Origin of the sequence: Actinophytocola sp. (assembly GCF_035762905.1) — a bacterium.
Taxonomy (GTDB): domain Bacteria; phylum Actinomycetota; class Actinomycetes; order Mycobacteriales; family Pseudonocardiaceae; genus DASYTH01.
Genome location: NZ_DASUCC010000040.1, coordinates 55585 through 75501, shown reverse-complemented (window position 1 = coordinate 75501; position 19917 = coordinate 55585). Strand labels below are relative to the sequence as shown.

Below are 19917 nucleotides of genomic sequence, written 5' to 3'. Positions count from 1 at the left end.
GCCCGGGCCCGAGCCACCAACTCGGCCACCACCTGCCGATCCACCGCCGGCGTGCCCGCCGCTGCTGACCTGGCACTACTCTCACTACTCATCAATGCAACCTCCACTTTGGACAGTTACACCGTTGAGATTACAGTCCCCTAGCCGCTGCTTATTGGTGTGGTTGACGTGGCTTGATCACCTCAAGATACTGTGTCCTGCTTACTGGGACGGGGTTCTGATATCGCCGCACGGTGCGGTGGCGAGCCGGTCACCTGGCCGTGTTCGCGTATTTGTCGTATGCACGGAAATGGGGTGGCCGTGGGCCGGGCAACATTGATCTCGAGCTTGTCCGTTCTGAATTCGACGGTGGGTGTCGGGGTGTTGGTGGCGGTTGCGGTTGGGGTGGTTGGGCCGGTTCCGGCCGTGGGAGAGGTGGGGCGGCAGGAGGTTGTGTGGACGGCGACGGCATTGCCGTTGCCGGGGGGTGCGTTTTTCGGGACGGTGGCCGGGACTGATGGGGTGGATCGGTTTGTCGGATGGGTTGATACGATTGCGGGTGGGCAGCACCGGCGTGGGGTGATCTGGCAGAACGAGGTGCCGACCGTGCTCGGTGAGGCGTTCGAGGAGTTGACCGAACTGGTTGCGGTCAATACCAGCGGGGTGGCGGTGGGGTCGCATTTCGGGTTCGACTTTCGGCGGCAGGCTACCCGGTACGCCGGCGGGCGTTTTGAAGATCTACCGGTACCGGCCGGGGCGGAGAGCGTTGCGACGTCGGTCAACGAGCGGGGCGACGTGGTCGGGACCGCGAACGGTCGGGTGATCGTATGGCCAGCCAATGATCCGGGGTTCTACCGGCTGCTGGCCATGCCGTTCCCGACGTCGGCCTTCGGTGTCTCGATCGGCGTGACGGCACCGTCGTGGCATCCGTGGTCGAACCCAACGGGGCCGGAAGCAGTCGCGCCTATCGGTGGGACCGAAGCGGGCAGCCGCAGGAGTTGCGGCGGGTGCGGGAAGATGCCGAACACAGTGCGTTGACGATCAGCAACGGCAGGATCGCCGGGGCCGCGATTCAGTTCGCTGCGGCGATCTGGAACACCGCAGGGCACCTGCGCCGGGTTCTGCCCGGTGTGTCGATCTTTGCGATGAACGGACACGGACACCTGCTCGCCCGGGCCGCCGGGAGCGGTCCGTGGTTCATTGAGGAAGAGGACGGACATCGGGTTGAGCTGCCCACGGATTTCTCTCCCGCGCCGCGATCCAGCCTGACCAACGATGGCGTGGTCGTCGGCCATTCTCGCAACCACCCGCTGGGGACACCCGTCATGTGGCGCCGAGTCTGACCGCTCCGCTAGACCGTTGGCTCCGCGCCGTAGAGGGTGGTCCAGATGATGTCGGTCAGTACCAGCACGATGGCGTGGTCGCCGGCCGGGTCGGAGCCGCGGACGAGTTGGTAGCCGGCGCGTTCGACCATGCCGGTGAGCACGGCGGCGGTGACCGCGGGGTCGACGGCGCGCATCACTCCGGCGGCCTGGCCGCGTTCGATGGCGGACCGGGTGGCGTCGGCGACGGTCTGCATCTGGGTGCGCAGTTCGTCGGCGACCTCGGTGTCGTAGGTGGCGGTCTCGACGGCGGCGGTGAAGATGGCGGCGTGCCGGCGGTAGCCGGACACGATCGCGGTCAGTGCCTCGAGCAGGTCGGAGCGCACCGCCCGGTCGGAGACCGACCACCAGCGGCTGGAGACCTCGCTCAGCTCGGCCAGCACGGTGCGGACCAGCCGCAGTACCAGCTGGCCCTTGTCCTGGAAGTGCACGTAGAAGGTGGAGCGGGAGATGCCGGCCGTGCTGGCCAGTCGCTCCACGCTCAACTCGGTGAAGCTGACCCCCGCACCGAGCAGCGCCTCGACCGCCTCGAGCAGGCGGCGCTCCATGGCCTCGCGCCGGTTGGACCGGCCGTGCGGCGTTGCACGGGTGACTGAAGGCACGGGTGCATGCTAACCGGCGCGGTTCCGGTCCCGGCCGGATGCGGCCGGGACCGGCGAACCGGATCAGGCGTCGATCTCGCGGCGGTCGCGGTCGGCGCTGTCGATGGTGATCTTGCGCGGCTTGGCCTTCTCGGCGATCGGGATCCGCAGCGTCAGCACGCCGGCCTCGTAGCTGGCGTTGATGCGTTCGGTGTCCAGGGTGTCGCCGAGGAAGAGCTGGCGGGAGAACACGCCAAGCGGACGCTCGGCGACCTGCATCTCGACGTTGCCGCCGGTGGTGACCGGACGCCGCTCGGCCTTCACGGTCAGCACGTTGCGCTCCACGTCGAGCTCGATCGCGTCCGGGTCCACTCCCGGCAGATCGAAGGCCACCACGAACTCTTCGCCGGCCCGGTAGGCGTCCATGGGCATGGCGGTGGGGCGGGACCAGGTTCCCGCGGTGTTGCCGAAGACCTGCTGGGTCAGCCGGTCAAGCTCGCGGAACGGGTCCGTGCGCATCAACATGGGAACACCCTCCTCGTCGAAACTCTGTTGTCAACACGCACCACAGGTATAACATGTCATCGATCCGATGACAAGTAGGCCGTCATCGAAAGGATGACATCTCGTGGACGTTGTGTACGAGACCGCGGTCAACCTGCTGCGCGGCCGGACCACCGGCGCCGCGTCACCGGTGACCGAAGCCGTCGGCATGGTCCAGAGCGTGCTCGCGGACATCGCCGGCGGGCGGCCGGATGCCGACCACCTGCTCGCCGCGCTGACTGTGCTGCGCCGCCTCCGCGAGGAGCTGGCGTCCTGGGAGCCGACGCTGATCGCCGCCGCGCGCGACGGCGGGACGAGCTGGGCGAGCCTGGCGCCGGCGCTCGGGGTGACCAGCCGGCAGGCCGCGGAACGTCGCTATCTGCGCCTGCGGCCGTCCGCCAGCGGTGAGGCCACCGGCGAGGGCCGGGTCCGGGCCGAACGCGACCGGCGCGCCGGGGATCGCGCCGTCGAGGCCTGGGCCCGGCGCAACGGCGCCGTGCTGCGCCAGCTCGCCGGCCAGGTCAGTGCGCTCGACGGCCTGCCGGGCCCGGCCCGGCGGCATGTCGACCTGGTCGGCGCGGCGCTGGCCGACGACGACCCGGCCGCGCTGCTCTCCCCGCTCGCGGACACGCACACCCACCTGCGCACCAGCCACGCCGGTCTGGCCGAGCGGATCAGGTCGGTCACCGAGCAGACCGACCGGCTCCGCCGGCACGCCCGGGATCAGCGCACCGGACGGCCGAGCGATTGAGCGCGGCGCTCGCCGCCGGCGGGTGGGGGCTGCTGGCCGGATCGGCGCTGGTGATCGGCGCCCTGATCGGCTACCTGGTGCGGGTACCGGCCGTGGTGATCGCGAGCGTCATGGCGTTCGGCAGCGGCGTGCTGATCTCCGCGGTGTCCTTCGAGCTGATCGGCGAGGCTTACGACCTGGCCGGCATGCCGCCCACGGTGGTCGGCGCTGCGGCCGGCGCACTGCTCTACACCGGCGCCAACCTGGCGCTGGCCAGGTACGGCGCCCGACACCGCAAGCGCTCCGGTGAGCAGCAACAGGCCGAGGCCGGTTCGGGGACCGCGATCGCGATCGGGGCGCTGCTGGACGGCATCCCGGAGTCGATCGTGATCGGCACCAGCCTGCTGGCCGGCGGCGCGGTGAGCACGGTGACCGTCGCCGCCGTGTTCATCAGCAACGTGCCGGAGGGATTGTCCAGCGCCGCCGGGATGCGCCGGGCCGGCCGCACCACCCGGTACGTCTTCGGCGTCTGGGGCGGGATCGCGCTGGCCAGCGGGGTGGCCGCGATGCTCGGCTACGGCGCGCTCGGCGGCGCCCCGCCCGGGCTGCTCGCCACCATCACCGCGCTGGCCGGAGGCGCGATGCTGGCGATGATCGCCGACACGATGATTCCCGAGGCGTTCGAGCAGGCCCACCTGCTCATCGGGCTGATCACCGTGGCCGGCTTCCTCACCTCGTTCGGTCTGTCCCAACTGGACTGACCGGCGTCAGGTCACCTCGTTCAGCTTGCCGGTGGCGATGTCCAGGATGAAGCCGCGGATCGCGTCCGTGTGCGGGACGAACGGGCTGTTCCTGATCCGGGCGATCGACTGGCGCACGTCGGTCTCCAGGTCGTCGAACGCCTCGGCGGCCCAGGCCGGCTTCACGCCGAGCTCGTCCTGAATGGACTTCTTGAAACCGTCGTCGGTGAACGTGAGCATGCCGCAGTCGGTGTGGTGGATCAGGATGATCTCCCGGGTGCCGAGCAGGCGCTGGCTGATCGCCAGCGACCGGATCTCGTCCTCGGTGATCACCCCGCCGGCGTTGCGGATCACGTGCGCGTCGCCCTCCCGCAGGCCGAGCACGGCGTAGACGTTGATCCGGGCGTCCATGCACGCGACGACCGCGAGGTTTCTGGCCGGCGGCAGGGCCAGCGGACCGGCGAAGGATTCCGCGTACCGGACGTTGTTGGCGAGCAGTTCATCGGTGACCGTCATGCGACGAGTCAATTCCGCCGGGTGCCCGTGCGCAACCGCGTCCACACTCCGGGCGGGTTAATCGGTCGCCGCCGGCAGGGCCCCTGCGGCAGCATGGGCCGCGGAGGCGGCCGACGGCGGGAGGGGACGGATGGCACGCGCCGACGCGGAGGGGCTCGGCCGCGGCACGCCGGCCCGCAAGACCGCGGTCATGCTGGCCCTGCGCTACTACCGGCGGGAGATCTTCCGCAATCCCTTGGTGTCCGGTCCGGCGCTCATGTTGCCGGCGCTGGGAAACCTCTGCCTGTTCTACGGCGCCCCGCTGTTCGTGGCGGCCCTGGCCGGGCGGCTGACCGACGGCGGCCCGGCCGGCGCCGGCACGCTGCTGCCCTACGTGCTCGGCTTCGCCGCGGTGCTGCTGTTCGGCGAGGGCCTGTGGCGGGTCGGCATCCACTGCCTCAACCGCACCGACGGCCGCGGGATCGAGAACCTTTACGTGGTCGGCATGAACGAGTTGCTGGCCAAGGATGCGGCGTTCTTCCACGACAACTTCGCCGGTTCGCTCACCAAGCGGGTGCTCAGCTTCGCGGCCCGGTTCGAGGAGTTCGCCGACACGATGGCGTTCTCCGTGGTGGCCAGCCTCGTGCCGCTCACCTTCGCCTCGGTGGTGCTGTGGACCTACGACCCGGTGCTGGTCGCCGTCCTGCTCGGCCTCATCGTGGTCACCGGCCTGGTCATCGCCCCACTGGTGCGCCGCCGGCAGGCGCTGGTCGACCAACGCGAGGCCGCGATCGCGCGGGTGTCCGGACACGTCGCGGACAGCCTGATGAACATGGACACGGTGCGCGCGTTCGCCGCCGAGGACCGAGAGGCGGCCGAGCACCGCACCCGGGTGGCCGAGCAGCGCCGGCTGGCCATCCGCTCCTGGGACTACGCCAACCTTCGGATCGACATGGTGGTCGCGCCGATCTCGGTGCTCACCAACGCCCTCGGCCTGTTCCTGGCGGTCACCCTCGGCGGCGGGCTCGGCATCGAGGCGATCGTGGTGACCTTCACCTACTACTCCAACGCCACCCGGATCATGTTCGAGTTCAACCAGATCTACCGCCGGCTGGAGAGCTCGCTGACCGAGGCGGCCCAGTTCACCGAGTTGCTGCTGCGCCCGCCGACCGTGCTCGACCCGGTCACGCCGGAGCCGCTGCGCCCGGCCGCGGCGGACATCCGGTTCGAGCGGGTCAACTTCGCCCACGCCGGCACGCCGCCGCTGTTCACCGGGCTCGACCTGACCGTGCCGAGCGGCACCAGAATCGGCCTGGTCGGCCGGTCCGGCGGCGGCAAGAGCACGCTCACCCGGTTGCTGCTGCGGCTGATGGACGTCGACGCCGGCCGCATCCTGATCGGCGGCCAGGACATCGCCCGGCTGCGCCAGGCCGACCTGCGCAGCCTGATCGCTTATGTGCCACAGGATCCGGCGATGTTCCACCGGACCCTGCGGGACAACATCGCCTTCGCCCGCCCCGGCGCCAGCGACGACGAGATCCTCCGCGCCGCGCGGGCGGCGCACGTCACCGAGTTCGTCGAGGACCTGCCGGACGGGTTCGACACCCTGGTCGGCGAGCGCGGCGTGAAGCTCTCCGGCGGGCAGCGCCAGCGAGTCGCGCTGGCCCGCGCCATCCTGCGCGACGCGCCGATCCTGCTGCTCGACGAGGCCACCAGCGCGCTCGACTCGGAAAGCGAGATCCTTGTCCAGCAAGCGCTCTGGACGCTGATGGCCGGCCGCACCGCGCTCGTGGTGGCACACCGGCTGAGCACCGTGGTGCGGATGGACCGGCTGGTCGTGCTCGACCGCGGCCGGATCATCGAGCAGGGCACGCACAACGAACTGCTCGCGCTGGACGGCGACTACGCCCGGCTCTGGCGGCACCAGTCCGGTGGGTTCCTGGACAGCGACGCCGAATCGGAGATCGAGGCCGGCGCCCGAAATTGAGCACGCGGGAAGATGCCGGCCCGGCCCGGCCGCGCCGACCCTTGGTCGGTGAAGACCGCATACCGCACCTGCCCCATCTGCGACGCCGTCTGCGGCCTGCGGCTGACCCTCACCGACGCCGGTAGGGTCGAGTCGGTCAAGGGCGACCAGGATGACCCGTTCTCCACGGGCTACATCTGTCCGAAGGGCGCCAGCCTCGGGCGCATCGACGAGGACCCGGACCGGTTGCGCACCCCGCTGATCCGCACCGGCGACGGCTGGCGGGAAGCCGGCTGGGACGAGGCGTTCCAGGCGGTCGACGACGGCCTGTCCCGGGTGATCGGCACGCACGGCCGGGACGCGCTCGGCGTGTACTTCGGCAACCCCACTTACCACACCATGTCCGGGTTCATGTACCGCCAGCCGCTGACCCAGGCGCTGGGCACCCGCAATATCTACTCGGCGAGCACGATCGACCAGATGCCCAAGCACGTCGCCAGCGGGCTGCTGTTCGGCGACGCGTTCGCCATCGGGATTCCGGACGTCGACCGCACCGACCATCTGCTGATCATCGGCGCGAACCCGTTGGAATCTCACGGATCCCTGTGCGCCGCGCCCAACTTCCCGGCCCGGCTCAAGGCATTGCGCGCCCGCGGCGGCAAGATCGTCGTGGTGGACCCGCGCCGCACGCGCACCGCCGAGTTCGCCGACCAGCACCTGTTCATCCGGCCGGGCACCGACCCGTATCTGTTGCTGGCCATGGTGCGCACGCTGATCACCGAGAAGCTGACCACCGTGGACCTCGAGGTGGCCGGCCTTGACGAGCTGGCCGCGCTGGTCGAGCCGTTCACCCCGGAGGCGGCGGCCCGGGTCTGCGGCGTGCCGGCCGAGGCGATCCCGCCGCTGGCAAGGGAACTGGCCGCGGCGCCGACCGCGGTCGTGTACTCGCGGATCGGCACCTCGACCGCGGCGTTCGGCACGCTCACCCAGTGGCTGGTGGACGTGGTCAACATCCTGACCGGCAACCTGGACGCACCCGGTGGCGCGATGTTCACCCGGACCGCGGCGGCGGAGATCTTCCGCGCCGGGCAGCCGTTCGCCACCGGCGCCTGGCACAGCCGGGTGCGCGGGCTGCCCGAGGTGCTCGGCGAGTTCCCGGTGGCCACGCTGGCCGACGAGATCGAGACCCCGGGACCGGGCCAGGTCCGGGCCATGGTGGTGATCGCCGGCAACCTGGTGCTCTCCGCGCCCAACGGACCCCGGCTGGACCGGGCGTTCGACGACCTCGAGTTCATGGTGTGCGTCGACCCGTACCTCAACGAGACCACCAGGCACGCCGACGTGATCCTGCCGCCACCCCGGATCCTGCAGTCGCCGCACTACGACTTCCTGCTGCAGATCGTGACGGTTCGCAACTACACCAGGTTCTCCCCGCCGATCCTCCCGCTGGAACCGGATCAGCGCTCCGAGGCCGAGATTCTGGCCCGGTTGACGCTGATCGCGTCCGGCGCCGGCGCGCAGACCCCGCCGTCGGTGCTGGACGAGGCGATCCTGGCGCAGGTGCTCGGCGGTGCCACGGCGATGCCCGGTTCGCCGTTCGAGGGCCGGGACGTGGCCGAGCTGCGCGCCGAACTGCACGGCGACAGCGCCCCCGAGCTGTTCCTGGACGCACTGCTGCGACTCGGCCCGTACGGCCTGACCCTGCCCGACCTGCTGGCCAACCCGAGCGGCATCGATCTCGGCCCGCTGGAGCCGCGGCTGAAGGAGCTGCTGTGCACCGCATCCGGCCGGGTGGAGCTGGTCGCGCCGCCGCTGGTCGCCGACGTCGCCCGGCTGCGCGCCACGCTCGAGGACGCCGCCCCGGAGTTGCTGCTGATCGGCCGGCGCCAGCTGCGCTCGAACAACAGCTGGCTGCACAACGTGTCCACGCTCGTCGGCGGCAGCAACCGGTGCACCCTGCACGTCCATCCCGACGACGTGGCCCGGCTCGGCCTCGGCGAGCACGCCGTGCTCAGCTCCGCGGCCGGCGAGCTGACCGTGCCGGTCGAACCCACCGACCGGATCATGCCCGGGGTGGTCAGCCTGCCGCACGGCTGGGGCCACGCCGGCAGCCCGCAACGGGTCGCCGCCGAGCACGCCGGCGTCAACGCCAACGCCCTCACCTCGGAGCGGGACCTGGACGTGCTGTCCGGCAACGCCGTGTTCAACGGCGTTCCCGTCCGGCTCCGCCGGGTTTCCTAGTTCATCAGTCCGGTTCGCCAGGCCCAGGCGGCCACCTCGACGCGGTTGCGGGCGCCGATCTTGACCTGCACCGCGGCCAGGTGGGTTTTCACGGTGGACAGGGAGAGGTACAGCTCGGTGCCGACCTCGCCGTTGGTCAGCCCGCGCGCGACCGCCCGTGCCACGTCCAGCTCCCGGCCGGTGAGCGGCTCGGCCGGACGGTCGGTCGCACCGCCGGTCCGGGCGAAGTGCCGCAGCAGCCGCACGGTGATCCGCGGCGAGACCAGCGCGTCGCCGCGGGCCGCCGCGCGCACGGCCTCGGTGAGCAGTGCCGGCCCGGCGTCCTTGAGCAGGAAACCGCTGGCGCCGTTGGACAGTGCGCGGTGCACGTACTCGTCCAGGTCGAACGTGGTGACCACGACGACCCGCAACGGGTCGGCCACCCCCGGCCCGGCCAGCGCCCGGGTCGCGTCCAGCCCGTCCATGCCCGGCATCCGGATGTCCAGCAGGCACACGTCCGGCCGCAGCTTCCGGGCCCGGCGCACCGCCTCGGCGCCGTCGGCCACGTCGGCGACCACCTCGATGTCGTCCTGCTCCGCCAGGATCGTGCGGAAGCCGGTGCGGACCATCTCCTGGTCGTCGGCGATCAGCACCCGGATCACGGCGCCTCCCACAGCGGCAGCGCCACCTTCACCACCCAGCCGCCGTCGCCGGCCGGGCCGGCGCCGAACCAGCCGCCGAGCAGTTCCACCCGCTCGCGCATGCCGACCAGGCCGTACCCCTCGGACCGGGCGGCCGGGTCGGACCTGCCGTCGTCGTTGACGAACAGGTGCAGCTCGGGGCCGAACTCGCCGCGGCCCTCGGTGATCCCGACGAACACCGACGTGGCGCCGCGCGCGTGCTTGGCGACGTTGGTCAGCGACTCCTGCACCAGGCGCAGCACCGAGCGGCCCATCTCGTGCGGCAGTGTCGCCGGCAGGTCGAGTTCCAAGTGGACGGTGGGGCCGGTGAACCCGGCCACCAGTGCCCGGATGTCCGCGGCCAGGTCCCCGGTCGCGGTCGCCGTCGAACTGCCGGCCACGTCGGCTCCGCGCAGGCTGCCGACCAGCCGGCGCATCGCGGTCAGCGCCTCCTCCCCGCTGCTCTCGATCTTCTCGAGCGCGCCGGTTGCGACCGCCGGATCCCGGTCGGCCACCAGCCGGGCGGCCTGGGCCGCGACGACGATTCCGGTCACGTGGTGCGCGACCACGTCATGCAGCTCGCGGGCCAGGGCCAGCCGCTCGGCCTGCCGGGCCCCGGTCACCGACCGGGTGTGCTCCCTGTCCTGGGCGCGCAGCCACAGCCCGGCGACCACCGCGGCAAACACCGCAATCCCCAGCGAGATCACGAGATACATCCGAGCCTCGAACACCGTGACCGGCCCGGTACCGGCCACCGCCAGCGCCGCCGTGGCGACCGCCGCCCGGAGCGGACGCGCGTACCGCACCACGGTCAGGATCAGCACGACGGTCGCCGCGGTCAGGACCGGCACGAACGGTGACGGCAACACGTGCACGGTGACCAGGCCGCTCACCGGGCGCAGCAGCGGCTCGGCAAACCCCGGCACCGCCAGGATGCCGGTGACGGCCGCGGTGGTCAGCGCCGCGCGCACCGGGCTGCGCGGGGCCAGCACCGCGCACACCGCCGAGACCAGAGCGGCCCCGAGGCCCGGCAGCCACAGGTGATCGCCCGAACCGTCCACCCCGACCAGCAGCAGCACGGCCAGCACCGCGACCAGCGGCCACTGCCGGCGCAGCAGAACGTCCCAATCGGAGCGCACCGGCCGGCGCAGGTACCACCCCGCCGCCGTCCCGCACACCAGCACCGCGAACCCGAACGAGAGCGTGCGCCCGTCCGGCGGGAACTCGGCCCGCAGACCGGTCGCGGCCAGGCAGCCGAGCACCAGCGCCGCGACCCCGGCGGCCGCCACCCGCGGCGGCTCGCGCCAGCACAGCAGCACCAGCAGCGCCACGCCGGCCAGCACCTCGGACAGGCCCAACCCTTCGATGCCGACCCACCCCGGAGGTGTCCCGGCGTCCACCTGTGCGGAGATCGCCAGCACCCCGGCCGCGATCCCGGCGGCCACCCCCGGCCGGCGCAACCCGATCGCGACGCACACCAGCATTCCCGCCGCCCCGAGCAGGTGCGCCCCGGCCCCGGTCAGCCTGGCCACCACGAAATCCACGACGAACGCCGCCCCGAACAGCGCGAGCAGCCAGCGATGGTGCCTTCCCATGCGCCGAAACTAGTTGGCCGCCGGGGCGCGCCGCCTCAGCCGATCAGCCAGAATCGGGACCCGGGTGCCCTCGGTCGGGACCACCATGGTCCCGGTCGGCATTCACCGGCTCGGCGAAATCGCCTCGGCACCGGGTTTCCGAACTGCCAGGCTGGCTATTTCTGCTGGGTGACTGGTGAGGTGCGTGACCGGGCCGTCGCCCGGGTCGTCCTGATCGCCATCGGCCTGGTGCTGGCCACCCTGGTGGCGATCCTGATCGTGCTCCGGGTGCAGCGGGTGCTCATCTGGATGGTCATCGCCGTGTTCCTCACCGCCGCGCTGTACCCGGCGGTCGACTGGGTGCAGCGCCGGGTGACCCGGGGCCACCGGCTGCCGGCGACCCTGCTGGTGTTCGTGGTCGTGCTCGGCGCGATCGCCGGTCTGCTCGCGGCGTTCGCCGTTCCGCTGGCCCAGCAGGGCAGCCAACTCGCCGGCCAGCTGCCGCAGCTGATCTCCGAGGCGCGGGCCGGCCGCGGCCCGGTCGGCGAGATCCTCGTCCGGGTGAACGCGCTGGAGTTCGTGCAGCAGAACGAGAGCCGGATCCGCGAGGTCGCGACCGGACTGAGCGAGCCGGCGCTGAACCTGCTGCGCGCCGTGGCGACCGGGATCATCGCCACGATCGCGATCATCGTGCTGTCCTTCCTGGCCGTGCTCGAAGGTCCGAAGGTGATCGACGGCGGGCTGGGGCTGCTGCAGCCGCGGCGCGCCGAGCGGCTGCGTCGGCTCGGAAAGGCCTGCGCCCGCACGGTGACCGAGTACATCACCGGGAACCTGATCATCAGCGTGATCTGCGGCGTGCTGACCTACGTGGTGCTGAAGCTGCTCGGGGTGCCGTTCGCCGAGCTGATCGCCCTGTTCGTGGCGATCGCCGACCTGATCCCGCTGGTCGGCGCGACGCTCGGCGCGCTGGTGGCCGGGATCGCCGGGTTCATCCACTCGGTACCGGCCGGCATCATCGTGATCGTGTTCTTCGTGCTGTACCAACAGTTGGAGAACCACGTGCTGCAGCCGTTCGTGTTCTCCCGCACGGTCAAGCTGAACCCGCTCACCGTGATCGTGGCGATCCTGATCGGCGCCGAACTGCTCGGCATCCTCGGCGCCCTGCTCGCCATCCCGGCCGCCGGGATCATCCAGCTGATCCTGCGCGACATCTGGTCGCACCGCCGCGGCGCCGCGCAGTCCACCTCACCGCTGCTCGTCGCGAACGCCGCGGTAGCGGGTCATCGGGCCGAGCACGCCGGGAACGACCGCGAACGCGACCATGCCAAGGCGGCGGACGACGGCGGCTGAGGCCGCGTTGGCCGTGTCGACCTCGGCGAGCACCTCGGTCAGTCCGAGCGGCCCGAGCGCGTGCTCGACCACGGCGCCGGCCGCCTCGGTCGCGTAGCCCCGGCCCCACACCGACGGGGCCAGGCTGTACACCACCTCGAGCCCGAGATCCGCCAACGTCCGCAACGCCACCGTGCCGACCGGCCGGTCACCGTCGCGCTCCCGCACCAGCCACACGCCGTACCCGTGTGCGCCGAAGGTCCGCTCGCTGTCCTCGATCACGCCGGAGATCTCCGCATCGGACGGCGCCGCCCCGTCGAACAGGAAGCGGTAGACGTCCGGATCACCCCAGTGGACCCGCAGGATCGTATGGTCCCGCGGGCCCACCGGGGTCAGCAGCAGGCGGTCCGTACCCAGCACGGGGTCGATCGTGGCTCAGGCGGCGGGCCGGGTCCAGCGCAGGGCGCGGTTGTCGCCGGAGCCGGAGACACCGACGACCGTGCCGTCGTTGTTGATCGCCCGGGCGCTGGCGCCGAACTGGCCGGGCAGCGAGCCGAGGTCGGTGATGGTTCCGTTGGGACCCCACCGGACCGGGCGGTCGCCGTCCACGGTCTGGGTGAAGCCGACGATCACGCCCCGGTCGTTGATGCCCTCCGCGTAGGTGCCGAAACCACCCGGCAGGGTGCCCAGGTCGGTGATCGTGCCGTCCGGCGCCCAGCGCACCGCGTGGAACCCTCCGTTGGCGTCGTCCGCCGCGCCGACGATGACGCCGTCCCGGTTGATTCCGCGCGCCTGGCTGGACCGGCCACCGGGCAGCAGGCCGAGGTCGGTGACGGTGCCGTCGGTGTTCCAGCGGACCGCGCGGTCGGCGAACGCCGGGCTCACCGCCCAGCCCACGATCACCCCGTCCTGGTTGATGTCCTCGACCAGAGTGCTGCCGTAGCCCGCTGGAATGGCGAGCACGGTGAGCCGTCCGTTGGGCCGCCATTGCACCGCGCGGTGCACACCGGTGGACCGGTCCCAGGCCTCGCCGGCGATGATCCCGCGGTTGTTGATCGCGGTCGCCCAGGCGTCGCTGAACCCGGCGAGCGGCACGAGGGTGGTGATGGTGCCGTCGGTGTTCCAGCGCACCGCCTGGTTGTCGGACCGGCCGACGATCACCCCATCCCGGTTGATCCCGTTGGCGAAGCTGAACTGGCCGCCGGGCAGCGTGCCGAGATCGGTGATCGAGCCGTCGGCGCACCAGCGCACGGCGTGCTGGAACCCGCCGGAGAAGTTGCCGGAACCGCCGACGACATCACCCTTGGCGTTGATGTCGGTGGGCACCGCGTGCACCGCGCCGGGCAGCGGGCTCAGCTCGGCTACGGTCGGCGCGGCCGACGCCGGGACGGAGACGGCGACGGTGAGCGCGATCGCTCCGGCGAGCGCCAACCCGCCGCCGCGGGCGATTCTGGTCAGACTGGGCATGTGGCAGTTCCCCCATTCGTTGAGAAGGCTCGGATTTCGAGCGGGCAGAGCGTAGCCGCGGCGGCGCCGGATGATCCAGCGGCACGGCCGAAACTGCGGGAAGGCTGCCGCTCACCCGGTAACCGGGTACCGCCCGCCGGATTCATCCTCCGGGGGTGACCCTCGCGCACGCGGGCGCGGGACAGGCTGGACGGCATGGTTGACGCGGAACGGCGACGGCTCGACGAGGCTGATCTGACCGGAGTCGCCTGGCGGCGGTGGGGTCCGTACCTCAGCGAACGGCAGTGGGGGACGGTGCGCGAGGACCGCGGCACCGGGCCGGACAGCTGGGCCGCCTTCACCCACGATCAGGCCCGCTACCGGGCCTACCGGTGGGGTGAGGACGGTCTGGCCGGATTCTGCGACGACCGGCAGCAGCTGTGCCTCGCGCTGGCCCTGTGGAACGGCGCCGACCCCATTCTCAAGGAACGGCTGTTCGGCCTCACGAACGCGGAGGGAAATCACGGCGAGGACGTCAAGGAATGCTATTTCTACCTGGACGCGACGCCGACCTCCTCCTACCTGAAGATGCTCTACAAGTACCCGCAGGCCGAGTTCCCCTACGCGGATCTGGTGGCCACCAACCGGATGCGCGGCAAGCTCGACCCGGAGTACGAGCTGGTGGACACCGGAATCTTCGGTGCGGACCGGTATTTCGACGTCGAGGTGGAATATGCCAAGGCCACGCCGGAGGATGTGCTCATGCGGATCACCGCGCACAACCGCGGTCCGGCGCAGGCCCTGCTGCACGTGCTGCCCACCCTGTGGTTCCGGCACACCTGGTCGTGGGCGGGTGGGGCCGAGAAACCCCGGCTGCACGCGATAAGCGACCTGCGCGGCCGGGCCACGGTCCGCGCCGAGCACGCCGAGTTGGGCGTCCGCTGGCTCTACGGCGAGACCACCGTCGGCGTGCTGGTGACCGACAACGAGACCAACAACGAGCGGGTCTTCGGATCGGCCAACGACTCCCGGTACGTCAAGGACGGTATCCACCGGGCCGTGGTGCACGGCGAGGCCGGCGCCGTGGACCCGAGCGGGACCGGCACCAAGGCCGCGCTGCATCACATAGCGTCCGTTCCGGCCGGCGGCACCGCGACGATCCGGTTGCGGCTGACCGACATCCAGACCGACACCGACCCGTTCGCCGGATTCGACGAGGTGTTCGCCGCCCGGATCGCGGAAGCGGACGAGTACTACGCCGGCGTGCTCGGCACGGACCTCAGCGCCGACGAACGGCTGGTCTGCCGCCAGGCGCTGGCCGGGATGCTGTGGTCCAAGCAGTACTACGCGCTGGACGTGGAGCGCTGGCTGGAAGAGCACGGCGCCGACCCGCTGGCCGCCGACGTTCCGCTGCGCAACAGCGACTGGCGGCACATGGTCGCCGAGGACATCATCTCCATGCCGGACACCTGGGAGTATCCGTGGTTCGCCGCCTGGGATCTGGCCTTCCACGCGGTGGCCATCGCCCCGGTCGACCTGGCGTTCGCCAAGCAGCAGCTGAACCTGTTGCTGGGCCGGCGATATCTGCATCCCAACGGTCAGCTGCCGGCCTATGAATGGAACTTCAGCGACGTGAACCCACCGGTGCACGCCTGGGCGACGCTGTTCGTCTACGAGTTCGAGAAGGCCAGGACCGGCAAGGGGGATCGGGCGTTCCTGGAGAACGCCTTCCACAAGCTGATGCGGAACTTCGACTGGTGGCTCAACCGCAAGGACACCGACGACCGGAACATCTTCCAGGGCGGCTTTCTCGGGCTGGACAACATCGGTGTGTTCGACCGCAGCGCGCCGCTGCCCACCGGCGGCTGGATCGACCAGGCGGACGGCACCGCGTGGATGGCGCTGTACTGCGAGAACTTGACCCAGATGGCCGTGGAACTGGCCGTGCAGAACCCGGTGTACCTGGAACAGGCCAAGATGCTGATGCAGAACTTCGCCTGGATCGCCGCCGCCACCAACCATGTCGGCCCGGACGGGATGAGCCTGTGGGACGAGGAGGACGGATTCTTCTACGACGTGCTGCGCCGCCCGGACGGCAGCGCCACCCCGCTGCGGGTGCGCTCGATCGTCGGGCTGATGCCGCTGGCGGCCGCGACCGTGCTGGGTAGCGAGGTGCGCACCGCGTTTCCCGGGCTGGTGACCGACGCCGCCGGGTTCCTGGACCGGCATCCCGCGGTCACCAAGGCGCTGTGGGGGCATGGCCGGCAGAGCCGGGCGACCGGGCCGATGCTGTTCGCGCTGTTCGACGAAGCGCGGCTGCGCCGGATCCTGGCGCGGATGCTGGACGAGGCGGAGTTCCTCGGACCGCACGGCATCCGTTCGGTGTCCCGGTGGCACCTGGAGCATCCCTACGTGCTGCGGGTGGACGGGCAGGAGTACCGGGTGGGTTACGTGCCGGCCGAGTCCGACTCCGGCATGTTCGGCGGCAACTCCAACTGGCGCGGGCCGGTGTGGCTCCCGATCAACGTGATGCTGATCCGGGCGCTGCTCAACCTGTACGCCTATTTCGGCGACGAGTTCACCGTGGAGTGCCCGACCGGATCCGGGCGGCAGGCCACCCTGTACGAGGTGGCCCGGGAGATCGGCGACCGGCTCACCGGCACCTTCCTGCCCGGGCCGGACGGCCGCCGGCCGCTCTACGGCGACGCGCCGATTCCGCACGACTCCCCGCACTGGCGCGATCTGGTGCTGTTCTACGAGTACTTCCACGGCGACAACGGAGCCGGGATCGGAGCCAGCCACCAGACCGGGTGGACCGGCACGGTGGCCCTGCTGCCGCTGCTGTTCCGCAGCCGGGTGGCCGCCGCCATGATTCCCCGCCCGCGCCGGCTGGCCCCGCTGTCGGTGCCGTCGTGACGGCCGGGTGGCCGGTCGCTCCGGTGATCTACGAGGTGAACACCGCGGTGTGGCTGGATGCGCTGTCCCGCGCGGCGGGTCACCCGGTCACGCTTGCCGACGTGCCGGCGGGGGAGTGGGACGCGGTCACCCCGGCCGGCGTCGACGCGGTCTGGCTGATGGGGGTGTGGGAGCGCAGCCCGGCCGGGCTGACCCTGGCCAACGCCAACGCGGAACTGCAGGCGTCGTTTCGGCAGGCGCTGCCGGACGTGACGGCCGCCGACGTGATCGGCTCGCCGTACTGCGTGCACCGCTACGTGGTCGACGAGGCGTTCGGCGGCCAGGCGGCGCTGGCCGCGGCCCGCGCCGCGCTGGCCGAACGGGGGGTGCGGCTGCTGCTGGACTACGTGCCCAACCACGTCGCGCCCGACCATCCCTGGGTGACCGAGCACCCGGAGCATTTCGTGCGGGGTGCGGAGATCGACCTCCGGGCCGACCCGGCCGGCTGGCTGGCGGTGAACGGGCACGTGCTGGCGTACGGCCGCGACCCGTACTTCCCGCCGTGGCCGGACGTGGTGCAACTGGACGCGTTCTCGCCTGCGTTGCGCGCCGCGACCGCGCGGACCCTCGGCGAGATCGCCGAGGCGTGCGACGGGATCCGGTGCGACATGGCGATGCTGATGACCAACCCGGTGTTCGCCAAGACCTGGGCCGGGCACACCGGTCCGGAACCGAGCCAGGAGTTCTGGCCGGAGGTGATCACCGCGCTGCGCGCCCGGCACCCGCACACGGTGCTGATCGCCGAGGCGTACTGGGACATGGAGTGGACGCTGCAGCGGCAGGGGTTCGACTTCTGCTACGACAAGCGGCTCTACGACCGGATCGTCGAGGGCGACACGTCGGCCATCCGCGGCCATCTCGGCGCGGACTCCGAATACCAGTCGCGGCTGCTGCGGTTCCTGGAGAACCACGACGAGCCGCGGATCGCCGACCGGCTGTCCCCGTCCGCGGAGCGCGCCGCCGCCGTCGCGGTCGCCACCCTGCCCGGCGCCACGATGTGGCACGAGGGGCAGTTCGAGGGCCGCCGGGTCCGGCCGCCGGTGTTCCTGTCCCGGCGACCCGACGAGCCGGCCGACCCCGCCCTGGCCGACTGGTACCGCCGCTTGCTGGCGACCGTCGGCGAGCACCGCCTGCGCGCCGGCACCTGGCGCCTGCTCGACCCCAGCGGCTGGCCGGACAACCAGACCTGCCTGAACATCCTGGCCTGGACCTGGGAGAGTCCCACCGCCCGGCACCTGGTAGTGATCAACTACTCCGCCGCCCCCGCCCAGGCCCGCGTCCCCCTGTCCTGGCCCGACCTGCCCGGCACCACATGCCGCCTCACCGACCACCTCACCGGCGACGTCTACGACCGCGACGGCACCGAACTCGCCGCCCTCGGCCTCTACGTCTCCCTCCAGCCCTGGCAGGTCCACCTCCTCACCGCCACCCGACCCCTGAAGCCGCTGGTTACGGGGTGATGTGGACGCCTCACCCCAAAGGTGTGATCTCTGCCGGCGCGGCGCGTCCCTAGCGTGGCCGGGTGGACGAAGGAGCAGCCATGACCATCGCAGCCGCCGAGCCCGTGCCGTTCACCGCCGACGACTACGCGGTCCGGATGCACCGGGTCGTCGATCAGGCGGTCGAGGCCGGGCTGGACGGCGTCATCGTCGCCCCGGGCCCGGACCTGCTCTGGCTGACCGGCTACCGCCCGACGGCGATCACCGAGCGGCTCACCATGCTGGTGCTGTCCCGCAGCGTGCGGCCGACGATGGTGGTCCCCACCCTGGAACGCCCGGACGTCGAGGCCGCCAAGGGCGCGACCTGTTTCGGCATCGTCGACTGGTCCGACGGCGCCGACCCCTACGCGGTGGCCGGCCGGCTGCTGCAGCCGGACGGGCGCTTCGGGATCTCCGACTCCACCTGGTCCATGCACCTGCTCGGGCTGCAGGAGGCGCTGCCGGACACCCGGTACCGGGCGCTGAGCCACAGTCTGCCCATGCTGCGCGCGGTCAAGGACGCCAACGAACTGGGCCGGCTGGCCGCGGCCGGTGCCGCCGCGGACGCCACCTTCGGCGAGATCCTGCACGTGCGCTTCGCCGGTCGGCGGGAGAACGACGTTGCGGCCGACCTGGCCCGGCTGCTCCGCGAGTTCGGCCACGAGCAGGTCGACTTCACCGTGGTCGGGTCCGGTCCGAACGGCGCGAACCCGCACCACGAGGCGGGTGACCGGGCAATCCAGCCCGGCGACGCCGTGGTGCTGGACTTCGGCGGCCTGAGGTACGGGTACGGCTCGGACACCACCCGCACGGTGACCGTGGGCGAGCCGAGCGCCGAGGTGCGGCGGGTGCACGAGGTCGTGCGGCTGGCCCAGCAGACGGCGTTCGAGGCGGTGCGGCCGGGCGTGTCCTGCGCCGAGATCGACCGGGTGGCCCGGGGCGTGATCACCGAAGCCGGTTACGGACCGCAGTTCATTCACCGGACCGGGCACGGCATTGGGGTGACAACGCACGAGCCCCCTTACATAGTGGAAGGGGAGGAGCTACCGCTGAAGCCGGGCATGTGCTTCTCCATCGAGCCCGGCATCTACCTCTCCGGCCGGTTCGGGGTGCGGATCGAGGACATCGTGACGGTCACCAGCGACGCTGGCCAGCGGTTCAACAACACCGACAGGAGCCTGCACGTCGTCGAGTAGCCGCGAAAAGTGACCGTTATCACTTCTGATCCCTGCATGGGTGCAGCTCGGTTGCGAACTATCGGGTTAACTCGGATGTGGCACTCCCGGTCCGATTCGTTGGACCATGTTCGCCAAAATCGTCGCGGTCGCCACTGCCGCCGCCGCAGCAGTGACCCTGTCCGCCACCACGGCTAGTGCCGCCCCGCGCAAGACCACCAAGGCGAAGGCCGTCAAGGTGGTCAGCTTCGAGCAGCGACTGAACGACGCCGTCAACCGGGTGCCGGGTGCCCGCTCGGCTACCTGGATCGTCGCCGACAAGGGCGCCTGGGGAGCGACCGACCTGTCCCGCGGTGTGGTCTACATCGCCCCGCGCACGCCGGCCACCCGGATCCTCGACGTGGTCCGGCACGAATGGGTGCACGTGCAGCAGGGCCGGATCTACGGCGGCATCGACGCCGCCCGAGCCGGCCTGGCCCACGTCGGCGGCATCGAGATCATCGCCGACTGCGGCGCCAAGGCGCTCGGCGCCAAGTGGACCCACTACACCAAGCGGTGCAACGCCGCGCAGGTCTCCGCCAGCAAGCGCGTGCTGGCCGGCCAGCCCGGCTGAGCCCGGTCCGGACCAACGCCCCGGTCGCCCT

General features: G+C 71.3%; 18 protein-coding genes. 11 read left to right on the top strand and 7 right to left on the bottom strand.

Annotated features, from left to right (window positions below):
* Nucleotides 1–294: 294 nt before the first annotated feature.
* Both VFV67_RS07505 and VFV67_RS07500 read left to right on the top strand, forming a co-directional pair.
* The gene (locus VFV67_RS07505) at nt 295–1017 is read left to right on the top strand and encodes a hypothetical protein (protein ID WP_326468283.1); all 723 of its coding nucleotides are present in this window, start codon (nt 295–297) and stop codon (nt 1015–1017) included.
* Nucleotides 987–1322: a hypothetical protein gene (locus VFV67_RS07500; protein WP_326468282.1), complete on the top strand. Its 336-nt coding sequence runs from the start codon at nt 987–989 to the stop codon at nt 1320–1322. Before VFV67_RS07505 ends, VFV67_RS07500 begins: the two co-directional genes overlap by 31 nt.
* A gap of 8 nt (nt 1323–1330) precedes the next feature.
* Here the strand turns inward: VFV67_RS07500 and VFV67_RS07495 are convergent, their stop codons facing one another.
* On the bottom strand, nt 1331–1963 hold the full coding sequence (locus tag VFV67_RS07495) for a TetR/AcrR family transcriptional regulator (protein WP_326468280.1): 633 nt from the start codon (nt 1961–1963) through the stop codon (nt 1331–1333).
* A gap of 63 nt (nt 1964–2026) precedes the next feature.
* Nucleotides 2027–2467, bottom strand: coding sequence for an Hsp20/alpha crystallin family protein (locus VFV67_RS07490; protein ID WP_326468279.1), 441 nt, complete (start codon nt 2465–2467; stop codon nt 2027–2029).
* A gap of 187 nt (nt 2468–2654) precedes the next feature.
* Here VFV67_RS07490 and VFV67_RS07485 point away from each other — a divergent pair, with 187 nt between their 5' ends.
* Together VFV67_RS07485 and VFV67_RS07480 are read left to right on the top strand one after the other, a co-directional pair.
* Nucleotides 2655–3236: an HSP18 transcriptional regulator gene (locus tag VFV67_RS07485; protein WP_326468285.1), complete on the top strand. Its 582-nt coding sequence runs from the start codon at nt 2655–2657 to the stop codon at nt 3234–3236.
* Complete coding sequence (locus VFV67_RS07480) at nt 3233–3976, top strand: ZIP family zinc transporter (RefSeq protein ID WP_326468277.1); 744 nt, start codon at nt 3233–3235, stop codon at nt 3974–3976. Before VFV67_RS07485 ends, VFV67_RS07480 begins: the two co-directional genes overlap by 4 nt.
* Before the next feature lie 6 nt (nt 3977–3982).
* On the opposite strand, the gene VFV67_RS07475 is transcribed toward VFV67_RS07480, so the two are convergent.
* On the bottom strand, nt 3983–4471 hold the full coding sequence (locus VFV67_RS07475) for a carbonic anhydrase (protein ID WP_326468275.1): 489 nt from the start codon (nt 4469–4471) through the stop codon (nt 3983–3985).
* Nucleotides 4472–4601: 130 nt separating this feature from the next.
* On the opposite strand from VFV67_RS07475, the gene VFV67_RS07470 reads away from it, so the two are divergent.
* Both VFV67_RS07470 and VFV67_RS07465 read left to right on the top strand, forming a co-directional pair.
* Nucleotides 4602–6437, top strand: a complete 1836-nt coding sequence (locus VFV67_RS07470) for an ABC transporter ATP-binding protein (protein WP_326468273.1) — start codon at nt 4602–4604, stop codon at nt 6435–6437.
* 48 nt (nt 6438–6485) lie between these two features.
* Nucleotides 6486–8657, top strand: a complete 2172-nt coding sequence (locus tag VFV67_RS07465) for a molybdopterin oxidoreductase family protein (protein WP_326468271.1) — start codon at nt 6486–6488, stop codon at nt 8655–8657.
* Here VFV67_RS07465 and VFV67_RS07460 read toward each other — a convergent pair.
* A complete protein-coding gene (locus tag VFV67_RS07460) occupies nt 8654–9298 on the bottom strand; it encodes a response regulator transcription factor (RefSeq protein WP_326468270.1) in 645 nt (214 codons plus the stop codon). The genes VFV67_RS07465 and VFV67_RS07460 overlap by 4 nt on opposite strands.
* A complete protein-coding gene (locus VFV67_RS07455) occupies nt 9295–10911 on the bottom strand; it encodes a sensor histidine kinase (protein ID WP_326468268.1) in 1617 nt (538 codons plus the stop codon). The genes VFV67_RS07460 and VFV67_RS07455 overlap by 4 nt, the downstream gene beginning before the upstream one ends.
* A 180-nt stretch (nt 10912–11091) precedes the next feature.
* Here VFV67_RS07455 and VFV67_RS07450 point away from each other — a divergent pair, with 180 nt between their 5' ends.
* Entirely contained in the window at nt 11092–12240 is a 1149-nt protein-coding gene (locus tag VFV67_RS07450; RefSeq protein ID WP_326468266.1) for an AI-2E family transporter, read from the top strand.
* Here the strand turns inward: VFV67_RS07450 and VFV67_RS07445 are convergent.
* Entirely contained in the window at nt 12136–12639 is a 504-nt protein-coding gene (locus VFV67_RS07445) for a GNAT family N-acetyltransferase (protein WP_326468265.1), read from the bottom strand. The genes VFV67_RS07450 and VFV67_RS07445 overlap by 105 nt on opposite strands.
* 15 nt (nt 12640–12654) lie before the next feature.
* A complete protein-coding gene (locus VFV67_RS07440) occupies nt 12655–13686 on the bottom strand; it encodes a hypothetical protein (RefSeq protein WP_326468264.1) in 1032 nt (343 codons plus the stop codon).
* 195 nt (nt 13687–13881) lie between these two features.
* Between VFV67_RS07440 and VFV67_RS07435 the strand changes: the two genes are divergently transcribed.
* The 4 genes from VFV67_RS07435 to VFV67_RS07420 all read left to right on the top strand — a co-directional run bounded on the left by VFV67_RS07435 (nt 13882) and on the right by VFV67_RS07420 (nt 19886).
* Nucleotides 13882–16581, top strand: coding sequence for an MGH1-like glycoside hydrolase domain-containing protein (locus tag VFV67_RS07435; protein WP_326468262.1), 2700 nt, complete (start codon nt 13882–13884; stop codon nt 16579–16581).
* A complete protein-coding gene (locus VFV67_RS07430) occupies nt 16578–18080 on the top strand; it encodes an alpha-amylase family glycosyl hydrolase (RefSeq protein WP_326468260.1) in 1503 nt (500 codons plus the stop codon). The genes VFV67_RS07435 and VFV67_RS07430 overlap by 4 nt, the downstream gene beginning before the upstream one ends.
* An 80-nt stretch (nt 18081–18160) precedes the next feature.
* Nucleotides 18161–19294 carry an aminopeptidase P family protein gene (locus VFV67_RS07425; protein ID WP_326468258.1) on the top strand — a complete coding sequence of 378 codons (1134 nt, stop codon included), beginning with the start codon at nt 18161–18163 and terminating at the stop codon, nt 19292–19294.
* Between the two features lie 106 nt (nt 19295–19400).
* Nucleotides 19401–19886: a hypothetical protein gene (locus VFV67_RS07420; protein ID WP_326468256.1), complete on the top strand. Its 486-nt coding sequence runs from the start codon at nt 19401–19403 to the stop codon at nt 19884–19886.
* Nucleotides 19887–19917: the final 31 nt, after the last annotated feature.